This is a genomic window from Streptomyces sp. H39-C1 (assembly GCF_027158125.1).
Classification (GTDB): domain Bacteria; phylum Actinomycetota; class Actinomycetes; order Streptomycetales; family Streptomycetaceae; genus Actinacidiphila; species Actinacidiphila fildesensis.
The window spans coordinates 66261-92064 of sequence record NZ_JAPVLS010000003.1 but is presented as its reverse complement, the minus strand read 5'-3'; the positions used below and the strand labels follow the sequence as shown (position 1 = coordinate 92064).

At 70.3% G+C, this 25804-nt stretch carries 26 protein-coding genes and 2 pseudogenes; 8 read left to right on the top strand and 20 right to left on the bottom strand.

Features of this window, described 5'->3' with window-relative positions:
- Positions 1 to 312: 312 nt before the first annotated feature.
- A protein-coding gene (locus O3W51_RS03195; protein ID WP_427197067.1) for an IS3 family transposase occupies positions 313 to 1547 on the bottom strand; the annotation gives its coding sequence in 2 pieces (ribosomal slippage) (positions 313 to 1220 and positions 1220 to 1547; 1236 coding nt in all).
- On the opposite strand from O3W51_RS03195, the gene O3W51_RS03190 reads away from it, so the two are divergent.
- Complete coding sequence (locus tag O3W51_RS03190) at positions 1520 to 1996, top strand: M55 family metallopeptidase (RefSeq protein WP_331284038.1); 477 nt, start codon at positions 1520 to 1522, stop codon at positions 1994 to 1996. The two genes, O3W51_RS03195 and O3W51_RS03190, sit on opposite strands and share 28 nt — an antisense overlap.
- A 94-nt stretch (positions 1997 to 2090) precedes the next feature.
- On the opposite strand, the gene O3W51_RS03185 is transcribed toward O3W51_RS03190, so the two are convergent.
- A complete protein-coding gene (locus O3W51_RS03185) occupies positions 2091 to 2657 on the bottom strand; it encodes a TetR/AcrR family transcriptional regulator (protein ID WP_138352307.1) in 567 nt (188 codons plus the stop codon).
- 140 nt (positions 2658 to 2797) lie between these two features.
- Between O3W51_RS03185 and O3W51_RS03180 the strand changes: the two genes are divergently transcribed.
- Both O3W51_RS03180 and O3W51_RS03175 read left to right on the top strand, forming a co-directional pair.
- Positions 2798 to 3733: an SDR family oxidoreductase gene (locus O3W51_RS03180; protein ID WP_138352308.1), complete on the top strand. Its 936-nt coding sequence runs from the start codon at positions 2798 to 2800 to the stop codon at positions 3731 to 3733.
- Between the two features lie 60 nt (positions 3734 to 3793).
- Positions 3794 to 4027, top strand: a complete 234-nt coding sequence (locus tag O3W51_RS03175) for a hypothetical protein (RefSeq protein WP_269283801.1) — start codon at positions 3794 to 3796, stop codon at positions 4025 to 4027.
- 54 nt (positions 4028 to 4081) lie between these two features.
- Here O3W51_RS03175 and O3W51_RS03170 read toward each other — a convergent pair.
- Positions 4082 to 4300, bottom strand: a pseudogene (locus O3W51_RS03170) (SidA/IucD/PvdA family monooxygenase); the annotation flags it as partial.
- 131 nt (positions 4301 to 4431) lie between these two features.
- Here O3W51_RS03170 and O3W51_RS03165 point away from each other — a divergent pair.
- Positions 4432 to 5097, top strand: coding sequence for a caspase family protein (locus O3W51_RS03165; RefSeq protein ID WP_138352309.1), 666 nt, complete (start codon positions 4432 to 4434; stop codon positions 5095 to 5097).
- A gap of 429 nt (positions 5098 to 5526) precedes the next feature.
- Here O3W51_RS03165 and cseB read toward each other — a convergent pair whose 3' ends face one another.
- The 6 genes and pseudogenes from cseB to O3W51_RS03135 form a co-directional block, all read right to left on the bottom strand.
- Positions 5527 to 6267, bottom strand: a complete 741-nt coding sequence (gene cseB, locus O3W51_RS03160; RefSeq protein WP_269283605.1) for a two-component system response regulator CseB — start codon at positions 6265 to 6267, stop codon at positions 5527 to 5529.
- Between the two features lie 213 nt (positions 6268 to 6480).
- Positions 6481 to 7731: a neprosin family prolyl endopeptidase gene (locus tag O3W51_RS03155; protein ID WP_269283603.1), complete on the bottom strand. Its 1251-nt coding sequence runs from the start codon at positions 7729 to 7731 to the stop codon at positions 6481 to 6483.
- A 47-nt stretch (positions 7732 to 7778) separates the two neighbouring features.
- Positions 7779 to 8036 (bottom strand): hypothetical protein, encoded by a 258-nt coding sequence (locus tag O3W51_RS03150; protein ID WP_269283600.1) that lies wholly within the window; start codon positions 8034 to 8036, stop codon positions 7779 to 7781.
- A gap of 1 nt (position 8037) precedes the next feature.
- Positions 8038 to 9264, bottom strand: coding sequence for a neprosin family prolyl endopeptidase (locus O3W51_RS03145; protein ID WP_269283598.1), 1227 nt, complete (start codon positions 9262 to 9264; stop codon positions 8038 to 8040).
- 314 nt (positions 9265 to 9578) lie between these two features.
- Positions 9579 to 9812, bottom strand: a pseudogene (locus O3W51_RS03140) (hypothetical protein); the annotation flags it as partial.
- Positions 9813 to 9844: 32 nt separating this feature from the next.
- Complete coding sequence (locus tag O3W51_RS03135; RefSeq protein ID WP_138352313.1) at positions 9845 to 10762, bottom strand: LysR family transcriptional regulator; 918 nt, start codon at positions 10760 to 10762, stop codon at positions 9845 to 9847.
- 70 nt (positions 10763 to 10832) lie between these two features.
- On the opposite strand from O3W51_RS03135, the gene O3W51_RS03130 reads away from it, so the two are divergent.
- A complete protein-coding gene (locus O3W51_RS03130; protein ID WP_198357726.1) occupies positions 10833 to 11747 on the top strand; it encodes a cyclase family protein in 915 nt (304 codons plus the stop codon).
- Positions 11748 to 11757: 10 nt separating this feature from the next.
- Positions 11758 to 12006, top strand: a complete 249-nt coding sequence (locus O3W51_RS03125; RefSeq protein WP_232485287.1) for a CBU_0592 family membrane protein — start codon at positions 11758 to 11760, stop codon at positions 12004 to 12006.
- 225 nt (positions 12007 to 12231) lie between these two features.
- Here O3W51_RS03125 and O3W51_RS03120 read toward each other — a convergent pair whose 3' ends face one another.
- The 11 genes from O3W51_RS03120 to O3W51_RS03075 form a co-directional block, all read right to left on the bottom strand.
- The gene (locus O3W51_RS03120; RefSeq protein ID WP_198357727.1) at positions 12232 to 13104 is read right to left on the bottom strand and encodes an RNA polymerase sigma-70 factor; all 873 of its coding nucleotides are present in this window, start codon (positions 13102 to 13104) and stop codon (positions 12232 to 12234) included.
- Positions 13101 to 13679, bottom strand: coding sequence for a carboxymuconolactone decarboxylase family protein (locus O3W51_RS03115; RefSeq protein ID WP_164292419.1), 579 nt, complete (start codon positions 13677 to 13679; stop codon positions 13101 to 13103). Before O3W51_RS03115 ends, O3W51_RS03120 begins: the two co-directional genes overlap by 4 nt.
- Before the next feature lie 147 nt (positions 13680 to 13826).
- Positions 13827 to 14195 (bottom strand): glycosyltransferase, encoded by a 369-nt coding sequence (locus tag O3W51_RS48385; RefSeq protein ID WP_331284035.1) that lies wholly within the window; start codon positions 14193 to 14195, stop codon positions 13827 to 13829.
- A gap of 195 nt (positions 14196 to 14390) precedes the next feature.
- A complete protein-coding gene (locus O3W51_RS48380; protein WP_331284034.1) occupies positions 14391 to 15083 on the bottom strand; it encodes a glycosyltransferase in 693 nt (230 codons plus the stop codon).
- A 112-nt stretch (positions 15084 to 15195) separates the two neighbouring features.
- Positions 15196 to 16152: a hypothetical protein gene (locus O3W51_RS03105; RefSeq protein WP_138352318.1), complete on the bottom strand. Its 957-nt coding sequence runs from the start codon at positions 16150 to 16152 to the stop codon at positions 15196 to 15198.
- Positions 16153 to 16192: 40 nt separating this feature from the next.
- Positions 16193 to 17296 carry an NlpC/P60 family protein gene (locus tag O3W51_RS03100; RefSeq protein WP_269283588.1) on the bottom strand — a complete coding sequence of 368 codons (1104 nt, stop codon included), beginning with the start codon at positions 17294 to 17296 and terminating at the stop codon, positions 16193 to 16195.
- 25 nt (positions 17297 to 17321) lie between these two features.
- On the bottom strand, positions 17322 to 17804 hold the full coding sequence (locus O3W51_RS03095; RefSeq protein WP_138352320.1) for a poly-gamma-glutamate biosynthesis protein PgsC/CapC: 483 nt from the start codon (positions 17802 to 17804) through the stop codon (positions 17322 to 17324).
- Entirely contained in the window at positions 17801 to 19036 is a 1236-nt protein-coding gene (gene pgsB / locus O3W51_RS03090) for a poly-gamma-glutamate synthase PgsB (protein ID WP_138352321.1), read from the bottom strand. Before pgsB ends, O3W51_RS03095 begins: the two co-directional genes overlap by 4 nt.
- 52 nt (positions 19037 to 19088) lie before the next feature.
- Positions 19089 to 21296, bottom strand: coding sequence for a HAMP domain-containing protein (locus O3W51_RS03085; protein WP_269283584.1), 2208 nt, complete (start codon positions 21294 to 21296; stop codon positions 19089 to 19091).
- 365 nt (positions 21297 to 21661) lie between these two features.
- Complete coding sequence (locus O3W51_RS03080; protein WP_138352323.1) at positions 21662 to 23650, bottom strand: elongation factor G; 1989 nt, start codon at positions 23648 to 23650, stop codon at positions 21662 to 21664.
- A gap of 221 nt (positions 23651 to 23871) precedes the next feature.
- Positions 23872 to 24465 carry a helix-turn-helix domain-containing protein gene (locus tag O3W51_RS03075; protein WP_138352324.1) on the bottom strand — a complete coding sequence of 198 codons (594 nt, stop codon included), beginning with the start codon at positions 24463 to 24465 and terminating at the stop codon, positions 23872 to 23874.
- Between O3W51_RS03075 and O3W51_RS03070 the strand changes: the two genes are divergently transcribed.
- Together O3W51_RS03070 and O3W51_RS03065 are read left to right on the top strand one after the other, a co-directional pair.
- Positions 24464 to 24982, top strand: coding sequence for a GNAT family N-acetyltransferase (locus O3W51_RS03070; protein WP_138352325.1), 519 nt, complete (start codon positions 24464 to 24466; stop codon positions 24980 to 24982). The genes O3W51_RS03075 and O3W51_RS03070 overlap by 2 nt on opposite strands.
- Positions 24983 to 25228: 246 nt before the next feature.
- A complete protein-coding gene (locus O3W51_RS03065) occupies positions 25229 to 25714 on the top strand; it encodes a TetR/AcrR family transcriptional regulator (protein ID WP_138352425.1) in 486 nt (161 codons plus the stop codon).
- The last annotated feature ends 90 nt before the right edge of the window (positions 25715 to 25804 follow it).

The window sequence follows — 25804 nt, the reverse complement described above, 5'->3', positions numbered from 1 at the left end:
GTGCGGTGGATGTCATCGAAGTGTCCTCTCCTTATCAGCAGACTTCCCCGTGCCGGGATTGTCCGGCAACCCGACGGAGAGTCCGGGCGGCCTTGCGGTCTAGGACGATCGGCCCACCAGTTTCCCCGGCGCTCGGCTACAGCAACGAGCGCTGCGGTGCGAAGGAGCCCCGCCGTGGGTTCGCGTACGGGCTGCTGCAGTTGGAGAGCGGCATCAACGGCCTGGTCGCACTCGGGCACGGGGTGCCGGTGGTACTAATCACGGGTGACCTGAGGGGGCCTTCCCCCGTGATGGTGGGCACGCGGTTATTGATCACGCGGCGAGCGTGAGTTTAGCGTTGTGGTGTCGGTGTTCGTAGGCGTCGGGGCTGAGGTGGCCGTTGGTGGAGTGTCGGCGGCGGGTGTTGTAGCGAGTCAGCCAGGCGAAGACGGTGCGGCGGCAGGTGGTGGCGTCGCCGTAGTCGTGGGCGCTTTGGAGGGTCTCGCGTTTCAGTGAGGCGTGGAAGCTTTCGCAGGCTGCGTTGTCGGCGCTGGTGCCGACCGCGCCCATCGACCGGGTGACCCCGAGGTGGTCGCAGAGGCCGGCGTAGGCCCTGGATCCGTACTGGGCTCCGTGATCGGAGTGAAAGACCGTGCCGTCCAATGAGCCGCGGGTGCGGGCGGCCATCCGGAGCGCGTCGGAGACCAGGTCCGTGCGCATGTGGTCGGCGATGGACCAGCCGACGATCTTGCGGCTGAAGCAGTCCAGCACGGTCGCGAGATAGAGGAATTTCCCGCCCGCAAGCGGGAGATACGTGATGTCGCCCATGAGCTTGCACCCGGGCTCGGTGGCGGTGAAGTCCCGGCCGAACAGGTCGGGGACGGTCCCGGCTGCCGGGTCGGGGACAGTGGTGCGGACGCGTCTGCGCAGGCGGATCCCGGTGATGTCGAACGCCCGCATGACCCTGGCGATCCGCTTCTCGTTGACCGCATGTCCCCTCTCGCGGAGCTCGGCGGTCACCCGCGGGGAGCCGTAGGCGCCGCCGGACTCGCCGTGGACCTCACGGATCTTCTCGGCCAGGACCAGGTCCTCGCGCTGCCGCGCGGCACGGGCTTCGGCGCCGGCGAGCCACTTGTAGTAACTGGACCGGTTGACGTCCAGGACCTGGCACAGCCGCTTCACCTCGTAGGTGGCCCGGAGGTCGTCGACGAACTGGAAGCGGCTGATCACCAGTTCGTCTCTCCGGCGAAATACTTGGCCGCCTTGCGGAGGATGTCCCGCTCGGTCGCGAGCTTGCGCTCACTCGCCTCGAGTTCCGCCACCCTCGCCTCCAGGCGCCGGACCCGCTCGTCCGGATCAGCGGACGCGACCGCTGCCGGCCGGGAGGGAGGCCGCGCAGCCGCGGCGGTGACGCCACGGCGTTCGCGGTCCCGCAGCACCCACGCACGCAGGGTCGCCCGGTTGATGCCCAGGTCAGCGGCGATGCTCTTGTACGTCGCCCCGGGTGTGGACTCGTACAGGGCCACAGCATCGGCCTTGAATTCGTCCGAATAGTCCTTCAGCGCCATCGGCGGTCTTCTCGCTTCCTCCGGATCAAGCAGATCCAGTATCAGCGTGTCCACCACACAGGGGGAGGCCCCAGGTACTGATCACGGGTGACCTGACCACGGCCGAGGAGATCGAGCCGTTCTGCCCCGGTATTCGTGCCGCTGTGGTCAAGACCTCGGTGTCGCGCTTCGCCGCCGACGGCATGCACCCGGCGCAGGCTCGAGAGGTGATCCGGGACGCCGCCCATGAGGCGGTCCAGGACCTGGCGCACGCCGCACCACCCACGATCGAACTCCCCGCCACCCTCACCGTCCGGTTCCGCAACGCCGACCTGGCCGAGATGGCGACGTGGATCAACGGTGCGGTGCGCGAGGACGCGTTGACCGTGTGTCTCACCGATGCTGACCCGATCCGTCTGTACCGCGGCTTCGTCGCCGTGTTCATGCTCACCCGGGCCATCGCCGAGTGACGGCAGCGCCCGAATCCGGCAGGTGGAGTTCGGAGTCCGGCAACGGCTTCGATCCACGCGTCCTGGACCGTCCCGCACCGGCCGGGGCCTGCGGTCACTCGCCCGAGGTCACGGCTTTGAGTTCGTCGAGCGACTCCCGTAGGTACTCCGCCAGGGTGCGTTGCCCGGTGTCGGCCACCCAGCGCTCGAAGCCGACCTTGAACACGGCGATGCCCGCCTCCGCGGTGAGGCTCGCGGCCGGGTCCTTGACGCCGCGCCGGCGCAGGGTGGCGGCGAGCGCGGCGGACAGCGAGGCGAGCTTGATCAGCTCGCGCTCGCGCAGCTCCGCGTTGGCCATGATGACGGCCTGGCGCTGCTGGGCGAACTCATGGCGCTCCAGGAAGAAGGCGGCGACGGTCTCCAGCGTCGAAGCCATCGCGTCGATCGGTGCGGCCGCGGCCGGGGTGTCGGCCAGCGTGTCCACGAAGGCCTGTTCCAGGGCGTGCGCACCCCCGAACAGCACCTCGCGCTTGTCGGCGTAGTGCCGGAAGAACGTCCGCTCGGTGAGCCCGGCGCGTTCGGCGATCTGCGCGGCGGTTGTCTGCTCGAACCCGTGCTCGCTGTAGAGGTCCAGCGCCGCCTGTTCCAGTCGTCCGCGCGCGTTCGGTTCCCATCGGCCCATATCCGAGATCTTACGTGATGACAGTGACTGACATCGGGTGCTACGGTTGATGTCAGTCACTGACATCGGCTCGATCGCCGCACATTCCGTGTCCCGGTACCGCGCGGCGAGGACGGTCGACCTATCCGGAGGTTCTCCTCATGCGTGTGTTCATCACCGGCGCGTCCGGCTGGATCGGTTCAGCCGTGGTGCCGGAGCTCATCGGCGCCGGCCATCAGGTCGTCGGGCTCGCCCGCTCGGACGCCTCGGCCGCCGCCCTCACCGCGGCCGGCGCCGAGGTGCGGCGCGGCACGATCGACGATCTCGACACCCTGCGCAGCGCGGCCGCCGAATCCGACGGCGTGATCCACCTCGCCTTCAAGCACGACATCGCGTTCTGTGGCGGCTTCGAGGACGCCGCCGACGCGGACCGGCGTGCCATCGACACCTTCGGCGAGGCGCTCGCCGGCTCCGACCGCCCGTTCCTCATCGCCTCCGGGACCCTCGGGCTGGCGCCGGGGCAGGTCGCCACCGAGCAGGACGGCCAGGCGTCCGCCCCGGTCGGCGACCACTGGACCGGCGGCCTGGCCAAGCGGGTGGCCAACGCACACGCGACGGCCGCCCTCGCGGAGCGCGGCATCCGCTCGTCGGTCGTACGGCTTCCGCCGACTGTGCACGGCGACGGGGATCACGGCTTCCTCGCCGCCGTGGTCGCCATCGCCCGCGAGAAGGGCGTCTCCGGCTACATCGGCGACGGCGCCAACCGCTGGCCCGCCGTGCACCGATCCGACGCCGCCCACCTCTTCCGCCTCGCGCTGGAGAGTGCTCCGGCCGGCTCCACACTGCACGCGGTCGCGGACGAGGGCGTGCCGATCCGTTCCGTCGCCGAGGTCATCGGACGGCACCTCGCCCTGCCCGTGGCCTCGGTCCACCGCGACGACGCGGCCGGACACTTCACCTGGCTGGCCGCTTTCCTCGGCATGGACAGTCCCACCTCCAGTGCGCATACCCGCGAATTGCTGGGATGGCAGCCGACGCAGCCGGGCCTCATAGACGACCTCGACAAGGGGCACTACTTCGCCACTCCCTCCTCCTGACCGTCCGCTCCAGGAGGCGTCGCCTGGCCGGCGGAAGAGATGTCAGTGGCAGGTCGGGTCATGGTCGTTGTGAACGATGAGCGATTCTCCCGGCTTGCCGCCGAACATCTCCCCGACGATCTCGCCGAGCGGCGGACCGCGCTGCTGCGCCCCTGCATACGTCTGCGCCGGGCCGCCCGTGGTGAGCAGGCGGTGACGCGGCGGTCGCGGCCGACGCGGACCGCGTCCCCGTCGTCGCGCAGGCAGAGCTTCACCGACTCGCCGAGCAGAGTGCCGATGTCCTGGGAGCGGTAGCCGGTGGCGTGGACGAGGATGTCCGATTCGAGGATCTGATGTTCCCCGGTGGGTGCGCATCGTGACCAGGTCCTTCAGGAAGGACACCCGCATGGTCGCATCGTCGATGAGCATGCCCCGATGCCATCCGAAGCGTGGCTGCCGTTCCAGGAATGGGGCATTCAGCCTCTGGTCCTCGGGGAGTTGTGCGTTGTGTTCCTCAACGGCTATGGCGAGAGCCAGATGTGACGGGCCGAAGCCGATCCCGAGGACATCGTGGATGATGTCGGGCATACTGCGCGGTGCGTCACCGATGCATCGACTCCCTCAACGACGCTCATATTAAATAAGGTAAGGCTTGCCTTGCCATAACGGCGTCGGAGGGAACCACCATGCGGGTCGTCATGTCTGAATGAGGGGGAACCATGGCCTTGTACGCACTGCTGGTCGGCGTCGACGCGTACGAGGCTCCGGTCCAACGGCTGAACGGCGCCCGCAACGACATTGCGGCAGCGCAGGCCTTCCTGGCCGCGAGCGTGCCGCCCGACACGTACTTCCCGCTGTGCCTTCTGGATGAGGACGCGACCCGGGCCGCGGTGGTCGACGGCTTCCGGGACCACCTGGGGCGGGCCGGAGCCGGGGACAGCGCGGTGTTCTGGTTCTGCGGCCACGGGTCGCAGGCCACGCCGCCGGACGAAGCCGCCCACCTCGCACGGCTGGAGCCGGGCGGCATGCTCCAGACGGTGCTGTGCGTGGACAGCCGGCACGACGGGACCGCGGACCTCTACGACAAGGAACTCGCGACGCTGATCGCGGAGGTGGCGGCGCGCGGGGTGCACCTGGTGGCGGTGATGGACTGCTGCCACTCGGACAGCTCCACCCGGGCGGGCGGTGACGCGGCGGCGGGACCGGGGGACGGTTTGCTGACGGCCCGCTGGCAGCCCGCCCGGACCACACCACCATCGGCCCACCTGCGGAGATCCGGCCCGCGGTCTCGGAGACCCGCCCCAGCCGGCGGCCGATCAGCCCGGCTCCGTAGACCGCCAGGGGCGTGGCCGCCGCGAGCGCGATCAGCGAGGCAACCACCATGACCACGTCGAGCCGGAACAGTTCGTGGCGCTCCGTGCTCATGTTGACCTGCAGGGCCAGCACCGGGCTGCCCGGGCCGTCGACTCGCTGGGCGGCCCAAACGCTGGGTCCCACATTGCCGTGGACGCTCCCGTCGTAGGCCGTGTGCCGGTCACCGTCGGCCGGGTTCCGTAGCGTGTAGGGCAGTTCGGCCGGATCGAGCTCGGCACCGTCGGTGAGAGTTCCGGTACGCCGGTAGGTGTCCACGGCCGAGTACACACCGTTGGAGGCCCGCATTTCGGCTCTGCCCAGAATGTCCTGCGCGGTCCATGCGTGCACCAGCAGGCCTACCGCGGCCGCGACCAGGCAGGCCGTGGCCGCGGCCAGTGCGGTGATCTTCCAGCGCAGGGGCACGCGGGCCGGACGCAGGCGGTGGAACGGGTGCACCGGCCTCAACGCCTGAGCTTGTAGCCGAAGCCGCGGACCGTCTCGATCCTGTCCCGGCCCAGCTTCCTGCGCAGCCGCTGCACGCACAGGTCCACGACCCGGCTGTCGCCGTCCCAGCCGTACTCCCTCACGTTCCGGAGCAGGGTGTGCCGCTCCAGCACGATGCCCGGGTGGGCGGCGAACTCCAGCAGCAGCTTCAGTTCGGTCGGAGTCAGCGCCACCGGGCTGCCGGCGACGAACACCTCCAGGCCGCCGGTGTCGATGGTCAGGTCGCCTAGGACCAGCAGTTCCCCCTCGGAGAGGAGCGGCTCGTCGCCCGCGGCCTGCCCGGGTGCCGGGGCGGGCGGGTAGGTCGCCCGGCGCAGCAGCGAACGGATGCGTGCCACGAGCACGCCGGTCTCCACGGGTTTGACCACGTAGTCGTCCGCCCCGGCCTCCAGACCGGCGACGACGTCGAGCCCGTCGCCGCGGGCGGACATCATCAGAACCGGCACCAGGCTGGTCTCCCGGACCTTGCGGCACAGGCCGACGCCGTCCAGGCCGGGCAGCATCACATCCAGGATCAGCAGGTCGAAGCTGTCGTCGCGGAAGAGCTCCAGCCCCGTCAGCCCGTCGGCCGCGGCCTTCATCCGGTAGCCGTAGCGATCGAGGGCGACGGTGAAGGACCGGCGCATCAGGTCGTCGTCCTCCACCAGCAGCACGCGCGCAGGCCGCGGAGCGGCCGGGGCCGGGTTAGCGGGGGACACGGGCAGCTGGCTCCTGTTCGGACGACGGGTGGCAGAGGTCCCGGGTGGGCTGACGCGGCCGGCGACCTGGAAGGAACGATATGTCAGGCCCTCCGTGCCTCCTCTTCGCCACGGCCCGGCGCATCGGTTCGATGGACAACGAAGCGCTCGCTGATACCGGCCCGATACAAACCCGCCACGTCGGCGCGTCGCTTGACGACCGACGCCGTGACGTCAGCAGTTCCCGCCCGGGCCGCCGAAGAACAGGTAGGTGCCCCAGTCGTACGACACCGAGTTGTTGGTGATCTGGAGTGAGTAGCACGTTCCGGTGACCGAGCCCGCTTGCGCAAGGTTCGGGTACACCGCGCCGCCGCCCACCGGGAAGACCGTCGCTGTCCGTTGGTACGCGGCTTGGCCGAAGCCCGCCGTGGCGTGTTGGCCGGAGCCCATCGGGGGCCATGTGCTGACCGCGGACCCGACCTCACCACCGAATCGGGCCCGGGTGGCCTTGGTGGTCAGCGGTCCGTTGTTGAACCAGGACACCGGGAAGCAGCCGATCGGATGGTCGTCGAAGTAGAACCACCACGCGTTGTCGGTGAGGAAGAAGCCCATCCGGTGCTCGACCTGGGATCCGCCGCTCTGGGAAACGAACAACGGGCTTCCCGGATTCACGTACGGGTTGGTAACGGGACGGAACACACCGTCGTCCAGGTTGTAGACGCGATCGCCGTCCTCGTAGTTGTCCCGGTTCGCGAAGACGAAGAGGTGCGGTCTGGCGTCGTGATACCGCGCGATGTCGACATGCCATCCGCATTCGACGGTTTGCAGGAGGGTGCCGTCGTGCCCTGCGAGGTACCACTGCTGGCTGAAGGTCGACTGAAAGGAGGGCGCGGCGAACGGGCTCCACACATTGACCCTGCTCGACCCGCCCAGACAGTCGATGTCCAGTTCCCCGGTCGCGTATCTCTTGTTCGGAAGCAGGGCCACCGGTGACTCGGCGGCGGGCGCTGCGAGGCCGAACGGCTTCTCTTTCGCCGAGAAGGCCGCCAGATTCGGGAAGCGGCACAGCCCCGACAAGGTGGTGCGGTACAGGGGCGTGGTGTCGGCAGGAGAGGTCCGGGCAGGCGCCGGGTTCTGCGGCCCTGGGCGCACGGTCTCCTGCGACCTGGGGTCCGGCGGGGTCGGCTCGTCGGGTTCGGGAACCTGCGGCGGGCCGTCGGCCGGGGCGACGGCGAGACCGCCCCAGCGCCGCGCGGCAGGATGCGTGTCCGCGACGATGTGGTCGATGACCTGTCCGTCGGTCTCGACGGAGCTCTCGACGGCTTTCACACCCCGGTACAGCTCCAGCACATACGCCTGCATCTCCTCGAAGGCGGCCGAGCTTTCCACTCCGGACCCGGGCAGTCGGCGGAAGTCTTCGTACCGGGTCGAAGCCACGGATTCGAGGAACCGGTCGAACGGTTGCGGGGAGATGCGAGCGGTCACGGGAAGACCCCCTCGGACGGAGGAAAGCGGTGGCCCGGCTGGCCCGGCTAGTAAGTGGCCGGATCGTCGGGGTTGCGGATCGGTGGCTCGTCGGTGATGACACGTTTGCCCGCCAGTGGCTGGTCACCGCGGCTGCGCCGCCGGGGGAGATAGCCGTCCGGGCAGAGTTTCGGCTCCTGGGCGTCGGCGGGCACGGGTGCTTCCGGGGGTTCCGCGAGGTCACCCGCATCGTCGATCCGGACGCATTCGACATCGGGATCGACCTCGGAGGGAATGATGTCGGGACGGTTGTCCTCGGTTGGCATGTCAGGCAACTCCGCCCGGTCCGCCCCAGTAGAAATACGATCCCCAGGTGGACGCTCCGCTGAAGTCCGCCGCGATCTGGTAGGCGTTCGGATTGGTTACCGAGGGGTACCCCTGCATCGCGGCCATCGTGCCCACCGCATCGGTCTGATAGGCCAGATTGCGCATGTAGGCCGCGTGCTGCCACCCCTCGAAGGGGAAGTGACCGCTGCCCATCCATGTGGCCGTGGGTTCCGGGTGGTTGGCCACGTCGTCGACTATCTCACCACCCCAGTCCACCGTCGCCGCCTGGTCGCGCAGCCCGCCGGAGTTGAACAGGCCGTTGGGGTAGTAGCCCATCCATTCGTTGCCCACCCGGACCCACCAGTTGCCCAGTGAGAGAGTGACCTTCAAGGAGTGCTCGTACTGATCCCCGCCCAGGATGCTCTCGGCGAGCCGCATGCCCGGATAGGCCACCGACGACCGCTGCACCCAGCCGGTCACATCGGTGTTGTAGCCGCCGAGATCATTGCCGCCCTGGGTGTAGCCGTTGGTCGTGAAGAAGATGAACAGATGCGGGTTCCAGTCGTTGTAGAGGTCGAAGTAGGTCTGCGCGCCCACCTCGACGGTCTGCAGTCCGGCTCCGCCGCCGCGCACCACCCACAGCTGCCCCAGGGAGAACTCGTTCGACCACTGGACGTAGGGCCGCCACGTGTTGATGATCCCCTCGGTGCCGAAGTTCACCACCGACTGACTGGCATGGGCGTACTTGTGCACCGCGTCGGAGGCGCTGGGCGTGGCCGGGCCCGGATCGTCGGGCGGCGTGGATCGTTTGGCCCGGATCCCCTTCGCGAGGTAGTCCTGAAGGGTGCCGGCGGGGGAGACCCGGTCCAGGGGCTTGCGCAGGACCGGGACCGTTCCGGGCGGGCCCGGCTCGTTGCCGGGTGCTGCGAGCTCGAAAGGCGGGGACTGCGAAGGACGGTCGGCGTCGCGCACCAGCTCTGTGTGCTCCAGCGCGGGTGGCTCGGCCAGGGCGCCGGCTGCCTGGGATTCCGCGGGAATCCAGTCGAGCTCCTGACCGGAGGCCGTCGTCGTACGGGCGATGACGTCGCGGCGCGCGTACAGGTCCTTGAAGTGCTGCCGGATCTCATCGAGCCGCTCGGCTGCTTCGCGGTCCAGATCCCGGCCGGATCTCGGCTGCTGCGGCGATTCCGGCGCCTCGGGGTTCCGCTGGACTCTTCCTGTTTCCATCGTGCTCACCTTCCACCCGCGCTCGCGGGTCAGGTCAGGCAATCGACGACCGCGGCAACGATGACTCCGGCCGCGTCGGCCCCTGTACGAGCCCGGCTCCGAGCGCCCATGCGTCGACGGTCTGCTGCGTCGTGATCACCTGTTGCGGTGGCGCACGGTAGGGCACTCACCAGCGCATCACGACGCTTGGGGGCGCGCCAACAGATAGGGCCATTCGGGTGGTCCTGGCGTGGATCAGGGTTGTTTCCGACGCTGCGTTGCCCGGTCAGGCGCGGGTCGCTGCGATCGGGCCCACGAGGCGTGAGTCCTGGACCTCAACGCCGCGCGTGGCGGATCTTCAACCGTCCGAAGCCCATGGTCCCCGAGATCCGGATCCTTGGCCCACCGGGGCGGGGGGAGTGCTGCGGGGCTTTGTAGCGCGAGTCCTTCCACCCGGTGTGCAGATCCTCGACGTCGGCGATCGCGTCGCGAGGCACCGTGATCTGGGCTCTGCCGGTGCCGAGTCGCAGCTCGATGTCGACCGCCGGATGCTCGAGGACCGCCCGTGGCCGGCGTCGGCCAACCCGGCAGACCTGTGCGGTCACGGCACCCGCACCGGGATCAACCCGGCCTGGTCGGCCGACTCCCGCAAGGCCTGGACGACGGCGGAGGCGACGGGATCGGGTCCCGAGCGGCGGAACAGCGCGGTGATCCTGCGGTGGCCGACGACCGGAACGGCGGGCACCGCGACCGGCGCCGGCGGTGTCGAGCCGAGCGCCAAAGTGGGCACGACGGCCGCTCCCGCACCGGCTGCCACCATGGCCAGAACGGTGGGGAACTCTCGGCACGTGTGGTCGCGGCGGGCGGTGAAGCCGTTGTCGGCGCAGATCCGCAGCAGCGCCCGGCCGCAGGCGGTGTCGTCAGGGCTGGCGACCCAGGGGCGGCCGGCCAGGTCCCGGATCGAGGCCGGCCGCGGCCAGCCGACGGGCGTGACCACGCGGTACTCGTCGTCGGCCACCGGGGAGGAGGCCAGATCGTGCCCGTCGGAGGACGCGACACCGTCGCCGTCGTGCTCGGTGACGACCATGTCGCAACCGCCGGTGCGCAGTTCGCGGAGGGCCGCGGCGCCCTCCAGCTCGACCACCCGTGGCTCCAGCTCGGGATACGCCTCCACGATCGCGCGCAGCGCCGGCGCCACCAGGTGGCAGATCGCGGTGGAGAACGCGGCGATCGTGACGGGCCCGGCCACCCGGCCGCTGAGTTCCGTCAGCTCGCGTCGCGCCTCGGCCAGCTCCTGTTCGATGCGTTCCGCGCGGGCGGCGAGCAGGTGTCCTGCGGGAGTGAGCCCGACTCTGCGGCGGGAGCGGTCCACCAGCGGCAGCCCCACCTCCCGCTCCAGCTGGGCGAGCTGCTGGGAGACGGCGGACGGGGACAGATGCAGGAGCTGGGCCGCGTCCATGACGCCCCCGCGCAGAGCGACCGCGCGTAGGACGCGAAGCCGCCGGGGGTCGAGTTCCATAAGCAGAACTGTAGTGGCACTTCAGAAAATCGTGATTGAAATAAAGCAGGGCTTCACTGATCATCGGAGCATGGAAACCAGTGAGGAATGGCGTGTGCAGTTCGACGCCGATGTCGTCTTCGCCAACGGCGGAGGCCTGCAGACCCAGGGGTTCCGGCTGGACGTGCCGGGTCCGGACCTCAGTGACCAGGAGGTCGGGGAGCTGCTCGTGCGCCACCTCGGCCTGCTCATGGTCGGCGAGGTGCGGATCAGCGAGCGGCAGCTGCTGCGCGAACCCCACAAGGGATCGCGCGGCACCGAGGGGAGCGCTCGTTCCGGGGGACGGACCGTGGACCTGAGCCATCCGATCCGTCAGGGCATGGTGACCCTTCCGGGGGTGCCAGGACCCGAGATCGGCGAGCACCTGTCCCGGGAGGCCTCTCGCGGCACCTATGCGCCGGGTACCGAGTTCTCCATCGGACACATCGCGATGGTGGCCAACACGGGTACGTACGTCGACGCCCCCTTCCACCGCTTTGCTGAGGGGGACGACCTCGCCGCGCTGCCGCTGGAGCGGCTGACCGACCTGGACGGCGTGGTGATCCGCGTGACGGGCACCGAAGGGCCCGCGGTCGACCGGGCGCTCCTGCTGCCGCACGAGGTGACCGGAAAGGCCGTGCTGATCCACACCGGCTGGGACCGGCACTGGAGCACCGAGCAGTACGGCGTCGGTCACCCCTTCCTGACCGCCGAAGCGGCGGCCTGGCTCGCCGACCAGCGGCCGGCCCTCGTGGGGATCGACTCACTCAACATCGACAGCACGACGGACGGGACCCGGCCCGCCCACACCCTGCTGCTCGCGGCGGGCATCCCCGTGGTCGAGCACCTGCGGGGGCTGGAGCAGCTGCCGCCCCACGGTTTCCGCTTCACCGCCGCACCGCCGGCGGTCGAGGGCCTGGGCACCTTCCCCGTACGGGCCTTCGCGCTCGTGGACCAGGACCGGTAGTTCGGTGGAGATGTTCCTGGCGGCCATCGGCTGGGCGGGAGCGGCCTTCCTGCTGGCGGCCTACGCCCTGGTCTCGGCCGAACGGATCAGTGCCGGCGGCGTCGCCTTCCAGCTGCTCAACCTGTTCGGCGCCGCCGCCCTGACCGCCAACTCCGCGTACCACCGGGCGTGGCCCTCAGCGGTCCTCAACCTGATCTGGATCGTCATCGGCACGGCCGCGATCACGACACACGCCCGCGCTCACGCCCAATTGCGGTAGGGGGCAGCCCGGTTGCCGGGACACCGGTGGCGTCCTCAACTCATCAGCTCCGGCGCGAAGTAGTCACGCAGTCGGGCGATCTTCCCGTCCCGGATGCGGAAGATCTGCACGAGCGGGACCGGCTCGGGGAAACTGATTTCCGCCAACGATCGGACGGTCGTGCGGATGCCGCGTGGCGTTCCGGCCGACCGCCCGGAACGCCACAGCGACAGAGCGGAAGCCGGCTTACCTGGAGAGTTCGGCCGGTTCGTCCAGCCGCGTCAGCTTCCGTTGGTTTCTCACCAGGTAGACCCGTGTGACCTGCCCGTTCTCCACCACGACGCTCAGCGTCGCCGCCAACTCGCCGTCGATCTCGATCCGGACCGCGGGCGCGCCGTTGAGCCATACGGCCGTTGTCCCGAGCGAGGCCACGTCCACCCGGTTCGCGCGCGCGAGCACCTGCGCCACCAGGTCGACCCCGTGGACCGGAGCCAGAGCGGCGGCCGCGAACCCGCCACCATCGGCGATGAGGACCACGTCCGGTGCCATGACCTCCACCAGCTCCTGCAACTTCCCGGTTCGCAACGCTGCCAGGAACCGTTCCACCACGGCCTGCTGTTCCGACCGGCTCACCTGCACCCGCGGCTGCCGGGCCGCCACATGCTCGCGGGCCCGCCGCGCGATCTGCCGCACCGTGGCCGCGGTCTTCCCCACGGCTTCGGCGATCTCGCCGTACGGGATGTCGAAGACCTCGCGGAGCACGAACACCGCCCGCTCCGTCGGTCCGAGCGTTTCCAGCACCGTCAGCATCGCGATCGACACGCTCTCCGCGAGTTCGATGTCCTCGGCGACATCGGGGCTGGTCAAGAGCGGTTCCGGTAGCCACTCACCGACGTACTCCTCGCGGCTGCGCGACAACGACCGCAGGCGGTTGAGCGCTTGACGTGTGACGACCCGTACGAGGTAGGCCCGCGGGTCACGCACCTGCGAGCGGTCGACGTCGGCCCACCGCAGCCAGGACTCCTGCACCACGTCCTCCGCGTCGGCCGCCGACCCGAGCATCTCGTAGGCGACCGTGAACAGCAGGCTGCGATGGGCGACGAACGGGTCCTCGGTCATGCCGTCGACGCTGCCCGGGACTTCTCAGGACGCTTGGCCAGCGGAATCCCGCAGGCATCGGAGAAGCCCTGCGAGGTGATCCCGTGCGCCGAGTTGTTCCTGGTCGCCATGTTGGCGAAGCCGATGGACGCGGTGAGCTCGACCATCGCCGCCGGGCCGAGCCGGTCGAGCAGGCTTGCGTACTGTTCATCGGTGACGGTCGGGGGCGTGCTGGTCATGGCCTCGGCGTACTCGAGCACGTCCCTCTCCAGCGGTGTGAACACCTCCGACTCCCGCCAGCGCGGCACCTGGCTCGCCTTGGCCAGGTCCAGGTTCTTGTTCAGCGCCTGGAAGTAGTTGATGTCGAGGCACCAGCTGCACCCGACCTGAGCCGCGACCGCCATGTGCGCGAACGTCTTGAGACCCTCGTCGGCCATGTCCCACTCGCTCACCTTGCCCCCGATCTCCGCGGAGTCCTGGGCGACCTTGGGGTTGTGCGCCGTCACCTCGAAGGGTTCGGGCACGGCACCGAACTGCTTGATCATGTTTTCGCTGAGCTCGGTGGGGAGCTCAGCCTTCGGAGCGCGTAGCGCCATGGTGTCCTCCTTGGACGTCTGCCTGTTCGGCATGAAGACACCGCCGGGCGCGCGGATGTGACATCCGCCAACGCGATCGCGCAGGGATCGCCCCTGCGCCCGGTCGACGCGCCCGGTCGACGGAGGCCGTCTCGAGAGCCGGCGTCGTCAGCCGCCGGAGAGCCGGCCGACCGCGGCCACGACGGCACCCGCTCCGTCCTCGCCGGCGATCCGGGTGGCGAGGGCTTGGGCGCGGCCGCGGAAGGCGGGAGTGTCGGTTGCCTGTCGCAAGGCGGCGGTCAGTCGGTCGGCGGACAGGTCGCGCAGGGGGACGGGCCCGGGGCTGACGCCCAGGCGGGTGAGGCGGGCGGCCCAGAAGGGAGCGTCCATCTGGGCCGGTACCGGGACCGCGGGTACGCCCGCACGCAGCCCCGCCGCGGTGGTGCCGGCGCCGGCGTGGTGGACGACGGCCGCCATGCGCGGGAACAGCCAGTGGTGAGGGACCTCGTCCACGGTCAGGACGTCGTCACCGGTCACCTTCAGTCCCGTCCAGCCGGGCTGGACGACGGCCCGCAGTCCTGCGCTCCGCAGGGCGGTGGTGACGATGTTGCCGAGGCGCGCGGCGTCCGCGACGACCAGGGAGCCGAACCCTACGTAGACCGGCGGTGGCCCGGCCCGCAGGAAGTCGGCCAGCTGCGGCGAAGGGTGCCAGTCCGGTGCCGGGGACGGCCATCAGTAGCCGGCTACTCGCATCCCCGGCGGCCCGTCGGCCGGCCGCGGGACGTCGCTGGGGGAGAAGCCGTGCAGGACGGGCCAGAGCTGCCGTACGTCGTGCCGTCGTTGGGCCAGGGCGCTGCGGGCAGGGAGCCCGAGCTGCCGGCGGAGCGTGCGGACGGTTGGCGCGAAGAGGTGGTCGGTGGCGGACTGGACCGTCCGGCCCACGAGCCGGTTGACGTGCTCTCCGCCCTGGACGCGGTTCCCTGCGAGCAGAGGCGCGAAGGCACCGGTGGGGGCGAGTGGCTGGAGGAAGACGCCCATGCTGGGCAGTCCGAGTGCTTCGGCGACGACCCGGCCCAGGGGCGCTGTGGTGGCCGACAGGAGAAGCAGGTCCGTGCCGTGCGAGGCGGCGGCGAGAATGCCCTGTCCCAGAGCGGGCATGAGGGCCCGCCCCATGCGCACCAGTTCGATGACGGCACGAGCGCCGGTGCCGGCGTGCAGCAGCCGCTGCCCAGCGGCGGACGACAGCTCGGCGCGTGGGTCGGCGGGCAGGGCGTGGAAGCCGAGCCCCGCCTCCCGGACGGAGGCCGCGAACCCCGTGTGCGTGGCCACCGACACCTCATGACCCGCCCTGCGCAGCCGTGCGCCGAGGCCGGTGTACGGGGCCACGTCGCCTCGGGACCCGGCGGTGACGATCAGGATGCGCATGCTGTGCAGTATCGCGGGACCGGCCGCGCACCACCCTGGGAAACGCGGGCGGTCCCGCCGGACCGGCACCGTTGAGGCGAATCCGCCCCAGCGGGGCGCACGTCCGAGGTCTCTACCGGTTCCAGTGCCGGGCCACTTCGGCCAGCGCACCGGCGACTTCTGCGCGGGCAGCTGCGGAGTCGCGCACACCGCGGCTGTTCTCGATGTGCAGGAAGGGGACGCCGCGGTCGGCGGCGGACGCGCTCTGTATGTTGGTCGTGCCTTCGAGCCGGCCGCACGACTGTTCCCAGACGCGGCACACACGCTGTCCTGCCGCTGCGATCAGGTCGGCGGCGCGCCGCACGTCGGAATTCGCGGCCGCAACTCCCGGCGAGACGACGACATCGTGGCCGGGTGAGCTCTCGTCGGCGAACCCGTGCACCTGGACGGCGGGGAAGCCGCGCGCGACGAGCATGTCGCACACGGCGTTGAAGGTGGTGTCCCGGCGGTGCGCGACGTCCGCGGCGTTGCCCTGGCCGACGTCACGCGGCGCGCCGGCGAGTACCAGGACTCCACCCAGCACCCTGCTGAACAGGTCCGCTCCGATCAGCTCGCTGCGCAGGTCGGAGCGCGGGTGGGGCACCTGCACGCTCCACCGGGCCGGGCGGCTGAGATCCACGTAGACCCGCCCCCAGCCTCGTGCCGTGGACCGTTCCTCGGACACCTCGGCGACCTGGCGGTTCGATCCCGTCAGCCGCAGGACGCGCACGGTGAAGCCGACACCCGACAGTTCCTTGCGCGCCGCGCTCGTCCTGCCGTTCAGGACGAGTTCCACCCCCCGGCTCAGGTGTGCGCGCTCGGCGGCGTCGGGGGTGCGATAGCCGTCGGTCCCGGAGAATCCGGCGACGAAGGAGCCGATCCGGTCGATCAGATCGACCGGCGGCGGGCTTTCGATGACGCCGGGCGACGGTGTTCCGTGCGAACGGGGCAGCACGGCGACGGCGAGGGCGACGGCGGTCGTCGCCAGCAGCGCCAGGCCGGACAGCAGGGCCGTGCGGCGCGGTTCGGCAGTTCGGTTCCAGGGAGGCATGTGGTCCCATCCTTGGCGGCGGGTGCGCGCCGCCACATCGTCAGATCCGTTTGGCGCTGCGCAGCCACTTGGCGTAGAAGCCGTCGCCGTCCAGCCGTGAATCCCCGCCCAGGTCTCCCAGCGTGGGTCCGTTGGCCTCCTTGCGGCTGGAGATGAAACGGGCGTGCCCGTCGGTGTCCAGGCCGAGGTAGATGGCCATGTGGTCGAGGCGGATCCCGGTGCGCTTGTCCATTTCGAAGAAGACGAGGTCGCCCGGTTGCAGGGCGTCGATGGAGGAGGGCCGGGCGTAGTAGTAGAGGGGATTGCGGGTGTTGCCGGTTTTGACGAGCGGCAGAATCGGCAGCCCGGGTTTACCGGTGGCGATGCCGTTCGCGGTGCGGGGCAGTCCGGCGCCGGTCGACGTGTCGGTGGCGTTCAGGAGGTAGCCGCTGCGGTAGCCGTAGACCATGCGGACGAAGCCGGAACAGTCGAGGGCGCCGTACTTGTTCTTCTCGGGGGTCTCGCGCAGGCCGTCCTTGAACTTCCAGCTCGTGCCGAGGTAGTCGTAGAAGTCGGACTGCTCCTTGCGCTGGTTCACCACGTCCACGGGACCGAACTGGGAGTCCCCCCGGAAACGCTGGCCCAGGGCGTTCTTCGCCGGCTTGGCGCCGTCGCCGTACTGCAGGGCGATCGCGAAGACGTCGTCGGCCGTACTGCCCCGGTACTGGTGGAACCAGCTGGCGAACCACTTCTGCTGTTCGGCGCCCTTGGCCCAGGCGCGCGGCAGCAGCCGAACCCAGCTGTCCGTGACCACGGTCGCCCGGGTGGTCCGCGGCTCGGCGAAGGTGCGGCCGGGGCCGGTGAGGACGGCCGTGCGGGCACCGTCGGTGAAGGTGGCCACGACCTCGCCGTCGGTGTCGCGCACCACGGTGCGCGCCGGATGGGCCAGTCGCAGATACGTCATCCGGCCCGCTGCGGCCTTGGCGCCTGCGGTGTCGTCCGGCGTGGTGGGCTCGGCCTGCAGCGAGCCGAGCGCGGGCAACCGCCCGTTGTCGGTGCGCTGCCGCATCTCCACCGTCAGCCAGCCACTCGTCGCGAGCAGGGCGACGAGGACTGCTGTGTTGAGCGCGGTGCGGATCTTGCTGCGGCGTTTCTTCGGGCTCATCGGCTTACTCCTGTCCGGAGGACGATCACGCGCTGGGCAGCAGGCCGAGCAGCAGCCCGGACATCAGCACCACGTAGTTCGCGAGGGTGACGGTGGACACCGACAGCAAGGTGGCGCCCTTGGGCTGCCGCTCCAGCTGGTAGGCGATGAGGCCCGGCACGATGAAACCGAGCGTCTGGTTGGCGTACATCAGCGGGAACTGCGTTTGCATGACCAGGTACACGCCGGCCTGGAGCACGACGCCGGTCAGCACCACCGCGGCGAACAGCCGCTTGCCGTAGAGGATGACGTTGCGCTGGAGCAGCCGGGTGCACAGGTAGGTCAGCAGCGTGATGCCGACGACCATGGCGGCACGCTGGAGGTCCTCGATGAGGGTCAGTGCCAGCCAGCCCGGGGTGATCATGCCGCCCGGTGAGAGATTGGTCGTCAGATAGCAGACCAGCGAGAAGAGAAGCCCCAGCGCGATGCCGATGGCGGCGATCTCGGGGGTGAGGATGGTGGGGATCACTGGTTCTCTCCGTAGGCGTACGAGTCCGCTGCGACCGTCGGCCCGGCCGGGACGTCCGCGGGAAGCTCCGCCAGGTGCTCGAGCAGCAGCTCGCCCTGGCCATGGATGTTGCCGATGGCGACCATGGACGATTCCGGGCCGAGCTCGGCCAGCAGTTCCCGGGTGAGGGTTGCCGGGTCGCGCCGGTCACCGCCGAGATCGACGACGCGTCCCGACCAGCCGGCCGGGATGCCGTCGCGGGCGCTCTTGGTCGGGTGGCCGATGAGGAAGACGGTGTCGGGGTCCAGCTGCGGGATGATCGATCCCATCTGACCGTTGCGCTCGACACGGTCCGGACGGCAGTTGATCACCACATGCAGCGGCCGGTGGATCGCTCCCAGCGACAGCAGCTGGTTCACGTTCATCAGCGTCGACTCGGGGTCGTTGGCGGCGAAGACATTGGCGAAGCGCAGCCGCTTGCCGTCCACCGTCGCGTAGCGCTCCACCGACAGCACGCCCGGGTCCGGCGGGGCGTCGTACATCCCCTGCAGGGCAACGTCCCGATCGACACCGAGCAGTTCGGCCACCTTGAGAGCGATCGCCACGTTCTCCTTGAAGGTGAACCACGAGAACCCGCGCAGCTCGGCGTCGCTGACGGTCTCCGGCTCCACGAGAATCAGTTCGCAGTCCCGGTCGGCGGCCTCCTCCTGGAGGATGTGGAGGCGGTCGCGTTCGGCGGTCACGCAGATCCCGCCGACCGGCATGGAGCGGGACAGCGAGCGTGCGACGTCGTCCAGGGTCGGACCCATCTCGGCGAGATGGTCCTCACGGACGTTGCACAGCACGCCGATCGTCGAGCGGATCAGCTTGGTCTGGTTGACCTCCTGAAGCGCCGGCATGACGGCCATGCACTCGATGACCAGGGCGTCCGGCCGGTAGCTCGCGGCCCGGCGCACGATTCCGATCTGCTCCACCACGTTGGCGATCCCGAATTTCCGGTAGACCGGCTCCTCGGTCGCGTCGGGGTGGATGAACCGGGCCGCGGTACCGGTGGTCTTGGCGACGGTCACCAGGCCGCCGCCACGCAGCGCCCCCGCGCACAAGCGGGTGATGGAGGACTTGCCGCGGATGCCGTTGACCAACACCCGGGTAGGTATCTGGTCGAGGTTGACGAAGTGCCGCCGCTGCTCGACGACGCCGGCCACGAGCAGCACGGCGCAGCAGATCAGCAGGACGCAGTAGAGGAACAGCACAGGGGTCTCGGTGTCTTCTCAGTGAGGTCTGGGCGGGCGGGGCGGGCCGGTGCTACGTGTGCGGCCTGCGCAGATGACGGCGGCTCTGGGGGCCGCGTTGCCCGGGGACGAACTGGGCGGTGTGGGCCCGGTGCCGGTCAACGAGCTGCTGCCTGATCAGTTCCAGGCTGCGGACGACCGAGCCGACCTCGTCGTGGTTGGCGGGGTACAGCACGGTCTTGCGGTCTCCGTGCGCGAGGGCCTCGGCGCTGTCGGCCATGGCCCGCAGCGGGCGGACGATCACGATGTGCAGCCAACCCAGACAGGTCGCGGCCGCCGCCAGCCCCAGCATTCCGGCCAGCATGGTGCGCCGCTGGGCGACGTACTCGGGCAGGTCCAGCCAGCCGGCGGGCTGCTCGGAGACCACATGCCAGGTCTTGAGCGCGTTCGCCTCACCACCGCCGGTGAGCGGCGCGGCGGCCGCCAGTGCGTGCTCGCCGTTGCTCAGCAGCGCTCCGGAGGACTTGCTGGCGGCGGATTTCGCGAGGTTCTCGAGCCGGGCCGCGTGCAGGCCCTCGAAGGCGCGGAATCCCTGGTTGGAGGCGACGATGCGGTCGCCGGTGTCGACCAGCCACACTCTGCCGAGACCAGGGCGGTCCATGATGGCGCCGAGGTAGGGGATGTCGAACTCTCCGACGACCGTTCGCTGGGTCTTGCCCGCGACCGGCGCCCGGGCGGCGATGACCGGTTGGTTGAGGGTGTCGTCAACGAGACCGACGCCGCGCTTCGTCCGCAGCGCCGTCGGTGTGTGCGGGGAGTCGCCGGCACGCGCCACGACGGTGCCGTCCTTGTCCACCACGTACAGGGAGCGGTAGCGGGCATGCGCGGCGAGCGTGCTCACCAGGACGCTGTGCGCCTGTTCGGCGCCGGCTCCGTCACCGACCACGGTGGCGATGGCGGCGACGTCGGCGTACCCCTCGTTGAGTCCTTCGCGGACCCGGTCGGCGGCGGTCTCGGTGCGCTGCCGCTGGTCGGTGACGAGTTGCTGCGGCACGACGGCCACCTGCTCGGCCCGGTTGCCGTGGTTCAGCAGGGGTGCGGCCCACGAGAGCAGCACGATGGCGCAGACGATCAGGACGGCCCTGGTCCCGCCGAGGCCCTTCCTGCCCCGCGCCTCAGGAGCGGGCGCCTGCCCGGTCAGCTCGCGGCGCATTGACTCCAGAGCGGCGCCGATGCGGCCGGATTCGGCGAACCGCGGCACGTCCACGGGTCGGGACAGCTCTCTGTTGCTCAGCCGGCGGGCTTCGAGGTGCAGCCGCAGCAGGGGCCGTTGGAGCACGACGTACAGCACCCAGGTGACCAGGGCGGCCAGGAGGAGCAGCACGCCGGCGGCGATGACGGCGAAGAGCCGGTGGTTGCCCGGCGCCGCGTCCTGTGCGACCTGCACCGTGGTGAGGACGCTGAGACCGAGCTCTCCCGAGCTCGCGGCCTTCTGCTGTGTGGTCTTGCCGTTGGCGTCGATCCCGGAGGTGATGGAGGCGTACCCCGCGACGGTGCGGCGCCCGTTGGCCGTCTCACCGAGCAGGCTGCCGCTGGGGCTGTCGAATCCGCCGGAGGCGGCGGTCTCGGAGGGTCGCTTGCCGTGGGCGGTGCGGGCGGCGTCGACGGAGAGCTGCCGGGCCGCCTTGCCCCGTGCGTCGGGTCCGTCGGAGGCGAGGATGGTGCCTGAGGAGTTGAGAACGATGAGCGAACGGCCGTCGCCGGTGGTGATGCTCGGCACGCTCAAGGTGTCCGAGGCGACCAGGAGCCGCTTTCCTGCGGGCTGGCTGAGTACCGCGAAGACCAGCAGCCGGGTCTCACCGGACTTGGTGGTGACCAGTCGTGGCGGCAGTCCCTCGGGAAGGGCGTTGACGTCGATGGCGGACAGCGGAACGTTCTCGCCGCGGGCGGCCAGCAGGGCTCCGCTGGACGGGTCGACCACCGCTGTGCCGCGCCACTTCTGGTAGACGGCACCGAGCGTGGAGAGCACCTCGTCAGGAGTGACGGGAGCGGCCGCGTTGGCCAGCGCCGCGGCGCGCTGCAGGTCGCTGGTGGATTCGTCGAGCGAGGCACGCAGTGCGGTCGCCCCGTCCTCAGCCACATGCTGCTGTGAGGCGAGGACCGCCCGGGAGACGCCGGAGGCGTCGGTACGGCCGAGGATCAGGGCGGTCGCACCCGCCACCGACAGCAGGAGCACCAGCAACGCCGCGACCGGCGGCCGAATTCCGCCGAGCAGGGGCATGTCCGCACGTCGCCTGATGCGGTGGCGACGGACCGGTGCGCGCGAAGCGCTGACCACGTGGAGCTCCCTCTGGGGCGCGCTTCGCGCACAAATCGGCTGGACGGCGTTCAGTTCGTCAAGGTGCGGTGGGGCACTTTGTTCGACGTCGAATTGTCCCTGACCAAGTGCCGAATCTGATCACGTTTAAGTGTCAAATGGTCTAAGAATGCAAATGAGAGAGTTAGGAATCTCTCACAACATTCTCGGATGTCCTCCATGTCCTCCATGTCCCCGGCGGGCGGCGCGAGTCCGGAGGGGCGATTGTCCCCTTCGGGGTATTTCGCCGAGTCCAGCAATATTGCGGGGGCAATGCCCCTTTCGGCCGTTCACCGTGCCAGGGAAGGGTCCGCGAGGAACCGCAGGTACTCCTCCGGATCGAGTGGATTGCCGTCGGTCCGGGGGCGGCGAGGAGGGACACCGCGTACCGGGCGGTCCGTGCCGGGGCGGGACCACAAGGCGCCTTCTCCACGGGTGAGGCCGGGAAGGGCGTCGCCGAGCTCCTGCATCCTCGCGGTCGGCAGCTCGGCATGGAGGGTCCACCGGTCGCCGCTCTCCTCCGTGGCACCGATGGTCCCGCCGAGTTCGGCGATCCTGGCGGCGACCGGTCCCAGGGTGTCCTCGGGGATCTCCGCCTCCACCTCCCTGCACGGCTCGTGGACCCGCGTTCCCGCGCTGTTCAGCGCGTGCATCAGCACCATCGGCGTGAGCTTGCGGAAGTCGGACGCGGTACTCATCGGGGAGGCCCAGCCCGTGCGGATCACGGTGACGGTGCAGTCGGTGACCTCCCAGCCGAGGAACCCCTGCCGCAGGCCGAGGCGCACTGTCTCCTCGATTGCGCGGTGGAACGCGCGGGGCAGCGCGCCCCATTCGGTCTCCCGCGCGTACCGGACGCCCGAACCGTAGGGGGCGGGCTCGACGCGCAGGCCGACGGTGGCGAAGAACTCACCCGGTCCGGGGCCGAGTTCCTGCACTGCGACGCCGGTGCCGATGGGCCGCTCCCGGTAGACGGGCGTGACCGCGGCGAACTCCGCCGCGATACCGAACTCCCGCTGGAGGCGGTCCGCGAGGACCTCGCGTTGGACCGCCCCGTGCAACAGCAGCGAGAGCGTCCCGTCGGAGGCGGTTCGCGTCCTGATGAACGGGTCTTCGTCGGCAAGCGCGCTGAGCGCGGCGTGCAGGGCGCCGCGTTGCCCGGGGTGGCTCGCACGTACGACGGCCTCCAGTCCCGGCGGGGCGAGCCGGGCAGCCGGCCGGTCGCCGCGGGCCGCACCGACGCGGTCGCCGACCCGGACGCCCGGGAGGCCGCGCAGGACCGCGATCCCGCCGGGGGTGAGCACCCCCCGGCGCTGCGCGTCGTCGCTGCTCTTCGCGGTCACGACGTCGAGCCGGGAGATCCGCCCGGTGACGGTCGTCGTTCCCTCCGCCTCGTCCCGGTGCAGGGCGAGACGCTGCCGTTCGCGCAGCAGGCCGGAGAACAGCCGGATGTACGCCCTCTTCTCCCCGCCTTCCGCACGGTCGACGGCGAACACCGTGCCGCGGGCGGGGGCCAGTTCGTCCGCGGGCGCTGCGGGCAGCAGGGTCGCGATGCCCTCGGCGAGTTCGGCGATGCCCGCTCCGCTGAGGGCCGAGCCGAAGAAGACGGGCTGCACCAGCGCGGCGGCCGTCTGCTGGAGCAACTGCTCGCGGATCTCCGCCTCGGTGGGTGGCGGACCGTCGAGGAGCCGGGACAGCAGGGCGGTGTCGTGCTCGGCGAGTACTTCTGCCGCCGGAGACCCGCCCCGCTCGCCGGTGAGCGGGACCGGGACCGCGCGGGCGGCCGGGGTGCCGGCGCCGACCGTCGACACGAGCGGAACGAGGCGGGGCGCCAGCGCGCGGCGCAGTTCCGCCAGCAGCGCGGTATCACGGGCGCCCCGGCGGTCGATCTTGTTCACGAAGATCACTGTGGGCAGGCGCAGCCGGCGGAGTGACGTCATCAGGACCCGGGTCTGGGCCTGGATCCCCTCGACCGCCGACACGACGAGGACGGCCGCGTCGAGGACGGAGAGGGCGCGTTCGACCTCCGCGATGAAGTCGGGGTGGCCGGGGGTGTCGACGAGATTGACGTGGCGGCCGGCCATGATGAGCGGCGCCACCGCCGTGCGGATGGTGATCCCGCGTTCGCGTTCGAGCTCGCCCGTATCGGTGGTGGTGTTGCCCTTGTCGACGCTGCCGAGCGCGGCGAGGGCTCCGTGTTCGAACAGCAGCCGCTCGGTGAGGCTGGTCTTACCGGCGTCGACGTGGGCGAGGATGCCCAGATTCAGGGGTGTGGAGGTCAAGGTGGTCCTCGGGAGGCAGAGAGAGGGCGTGGGGCGACGCGACTGCTCCGAGATGACGGCGCATGTCTCTCTCCTTGCTGCGAGGACGTTCGTGCAGGACACGGTGGACGTGCCGCCCGCACGTTACTGCACTCCGCCCGTACGGCGCCGCTCCTTTTCCGGGCCCCGGCCGGTGGCCGGGGCCGGTGTGGTCCCCCGGCCGATGGCGCGGCCGATGCCCTTCACGGCGTTTCGCCCCGGGCGAGGACGATGGCGTAACGGCACTCGGCTTCGGTGTTGTTGGCGAAGACGCATGCGGCGGGCTCGCCCAGTTCGATCGTGTCGCCCGCGTCGAGTTCGTGCACCGCGTCGCCCTCGTGGAACGTCAGCCGGCCCGCCAGCACCCAGACGACCTGCCGGATGAAGACGAAGGCCGCGGCCGGATACGGCACGCGGGCACCGGCGGGCAGTCGGACGTCGGCGATCTCGGCGGGGAAGTGCGGCCCGGTGATCTGGCGCCGGCGGTACCCGGTGGCCGGATCGCGCCACTCCACGGCGTCGGCCGAGCGGCGCACGCCCGCGGTCGCCTCCCCGCTCTCGCCGGCCGCGCCTTCGGCGAGCGCCAGCAGGGAGGAGACACTGAGCTGGAAAGCGGCGGAGAGTTTGCCCAGGACCACAGCGGTGGGGCTGCTCTCTCCGCGCTCGATCCGGTTGATCATGGCGCGGGACACACCGGAGGCGGCGGCGAGTTGCGCCAGGGTCCACTGCCGCCGGTTCCGTTCGGTGTGGATGCGAGCTGCGATCTGCCTCACCAGTGGGTCTACTATATTGGACATGGATCCAATATACGAGAACTCTGGATCGGTGACGATCCGCCCGGCACAGACCAAGGACGCGGAAGCCGTTCTCGCCATCCGCAACCAGGCGATCGAGCACTCGACGGCCCTGTGGACCACGACGCTGCAGACCCCGGCCGAAGGGGCCGCCTGGCTCGCCGTTCACCTGGAGCGGGGCTCGGCGTTCGTGGCCGAGAAGGCGGGCGGGGTCGCGGGCTTCGCGGTCTACGAACCATGGCGGCCGAAGGACGGATATCGCCACACGGTGGGGAACTCGGTCTATGTCCGCGAGGACGCTCACGGGCTCGGCATCGGCTCAGCTTTGATGACGGCCCTCATCGACTCGGCGCGCGAGACCGGCCATCACGTGATGATCGCCGACATCGAGGCGCGCAACACCGCCTCGATTCGGCTGCACGAACGGTTCGGCTTCCGCCACGTGGGCACCGTGCCGGAGGCCGGCACCAAGTTCGGCCGGTGGCTCGACCTGACGATCATGAGACTTCCGCTGACCTGAGCGACATCTTCTCCGATCTGCCGCTGCCCTCCTGATGCTTCCTGACGGCTCCCGCGGCTCAGCCCGCGCTCTTCACGGTCGCGCTCTTCGCGGTCGCGTCCTGCTCGGACGGAAGAGGCCGGTCCGGAGGAGCAGCCAGCAGTTCCCGGACCCGGGGAATCACCTCGCGACCGTGAGGTCGACGTGGGGTGCGAAGCGGCCCATGGGACCGCCGATGATGGCGATCATCAGCGGCAGGCCGTGACCATGGACGGTCTGGCCGAACGGGCGGGGCTGGGCAAGGGCACGGTGTTCCGCCGGTTCGGCAGCCGCGCGGGCATCTTCCACGCGCTCCTGGACGACGACGAGCGGGCCTTCCAGGAGCAGGTACTGGCCGGGCCGGCCCCTTTGGGCCCGGGCGCCGCGCCGACCGCCCGCCTGATCGCCTACGGCCGGGCCCGGATCGCCTTCCAGCTCGGGCACTACGACATCGCCCGCGCCGCCCTGGACGGCACCCGGCCGATCGCGGCCGGGGAGGGGACGATCTCCCAGGTCCACATCCGCATGCTGCTGGGGCTGGCCGACCTCGGCGTCACCGATCTCGACATGCTCGCAGTGCAGCTCACGGCCGCGCTGGAAGGCCCATTCCTGCTGTACCTGTCCGCGCCGGAGCACGCCGACGCCGCCCTCCGCGTCGAGGAGCGCATGGCTCAGGGCTGGGAGGAGCTCGTCCTGCGCATCTGCCGTCCCTGATCGCCGAGCCGGCCGTACATCCCGTCGACGTCACCTCCGTTGCGGCTGTCGTTTCCTAGGGCGTGATCGTTCGTTGAACCATGCATGGCG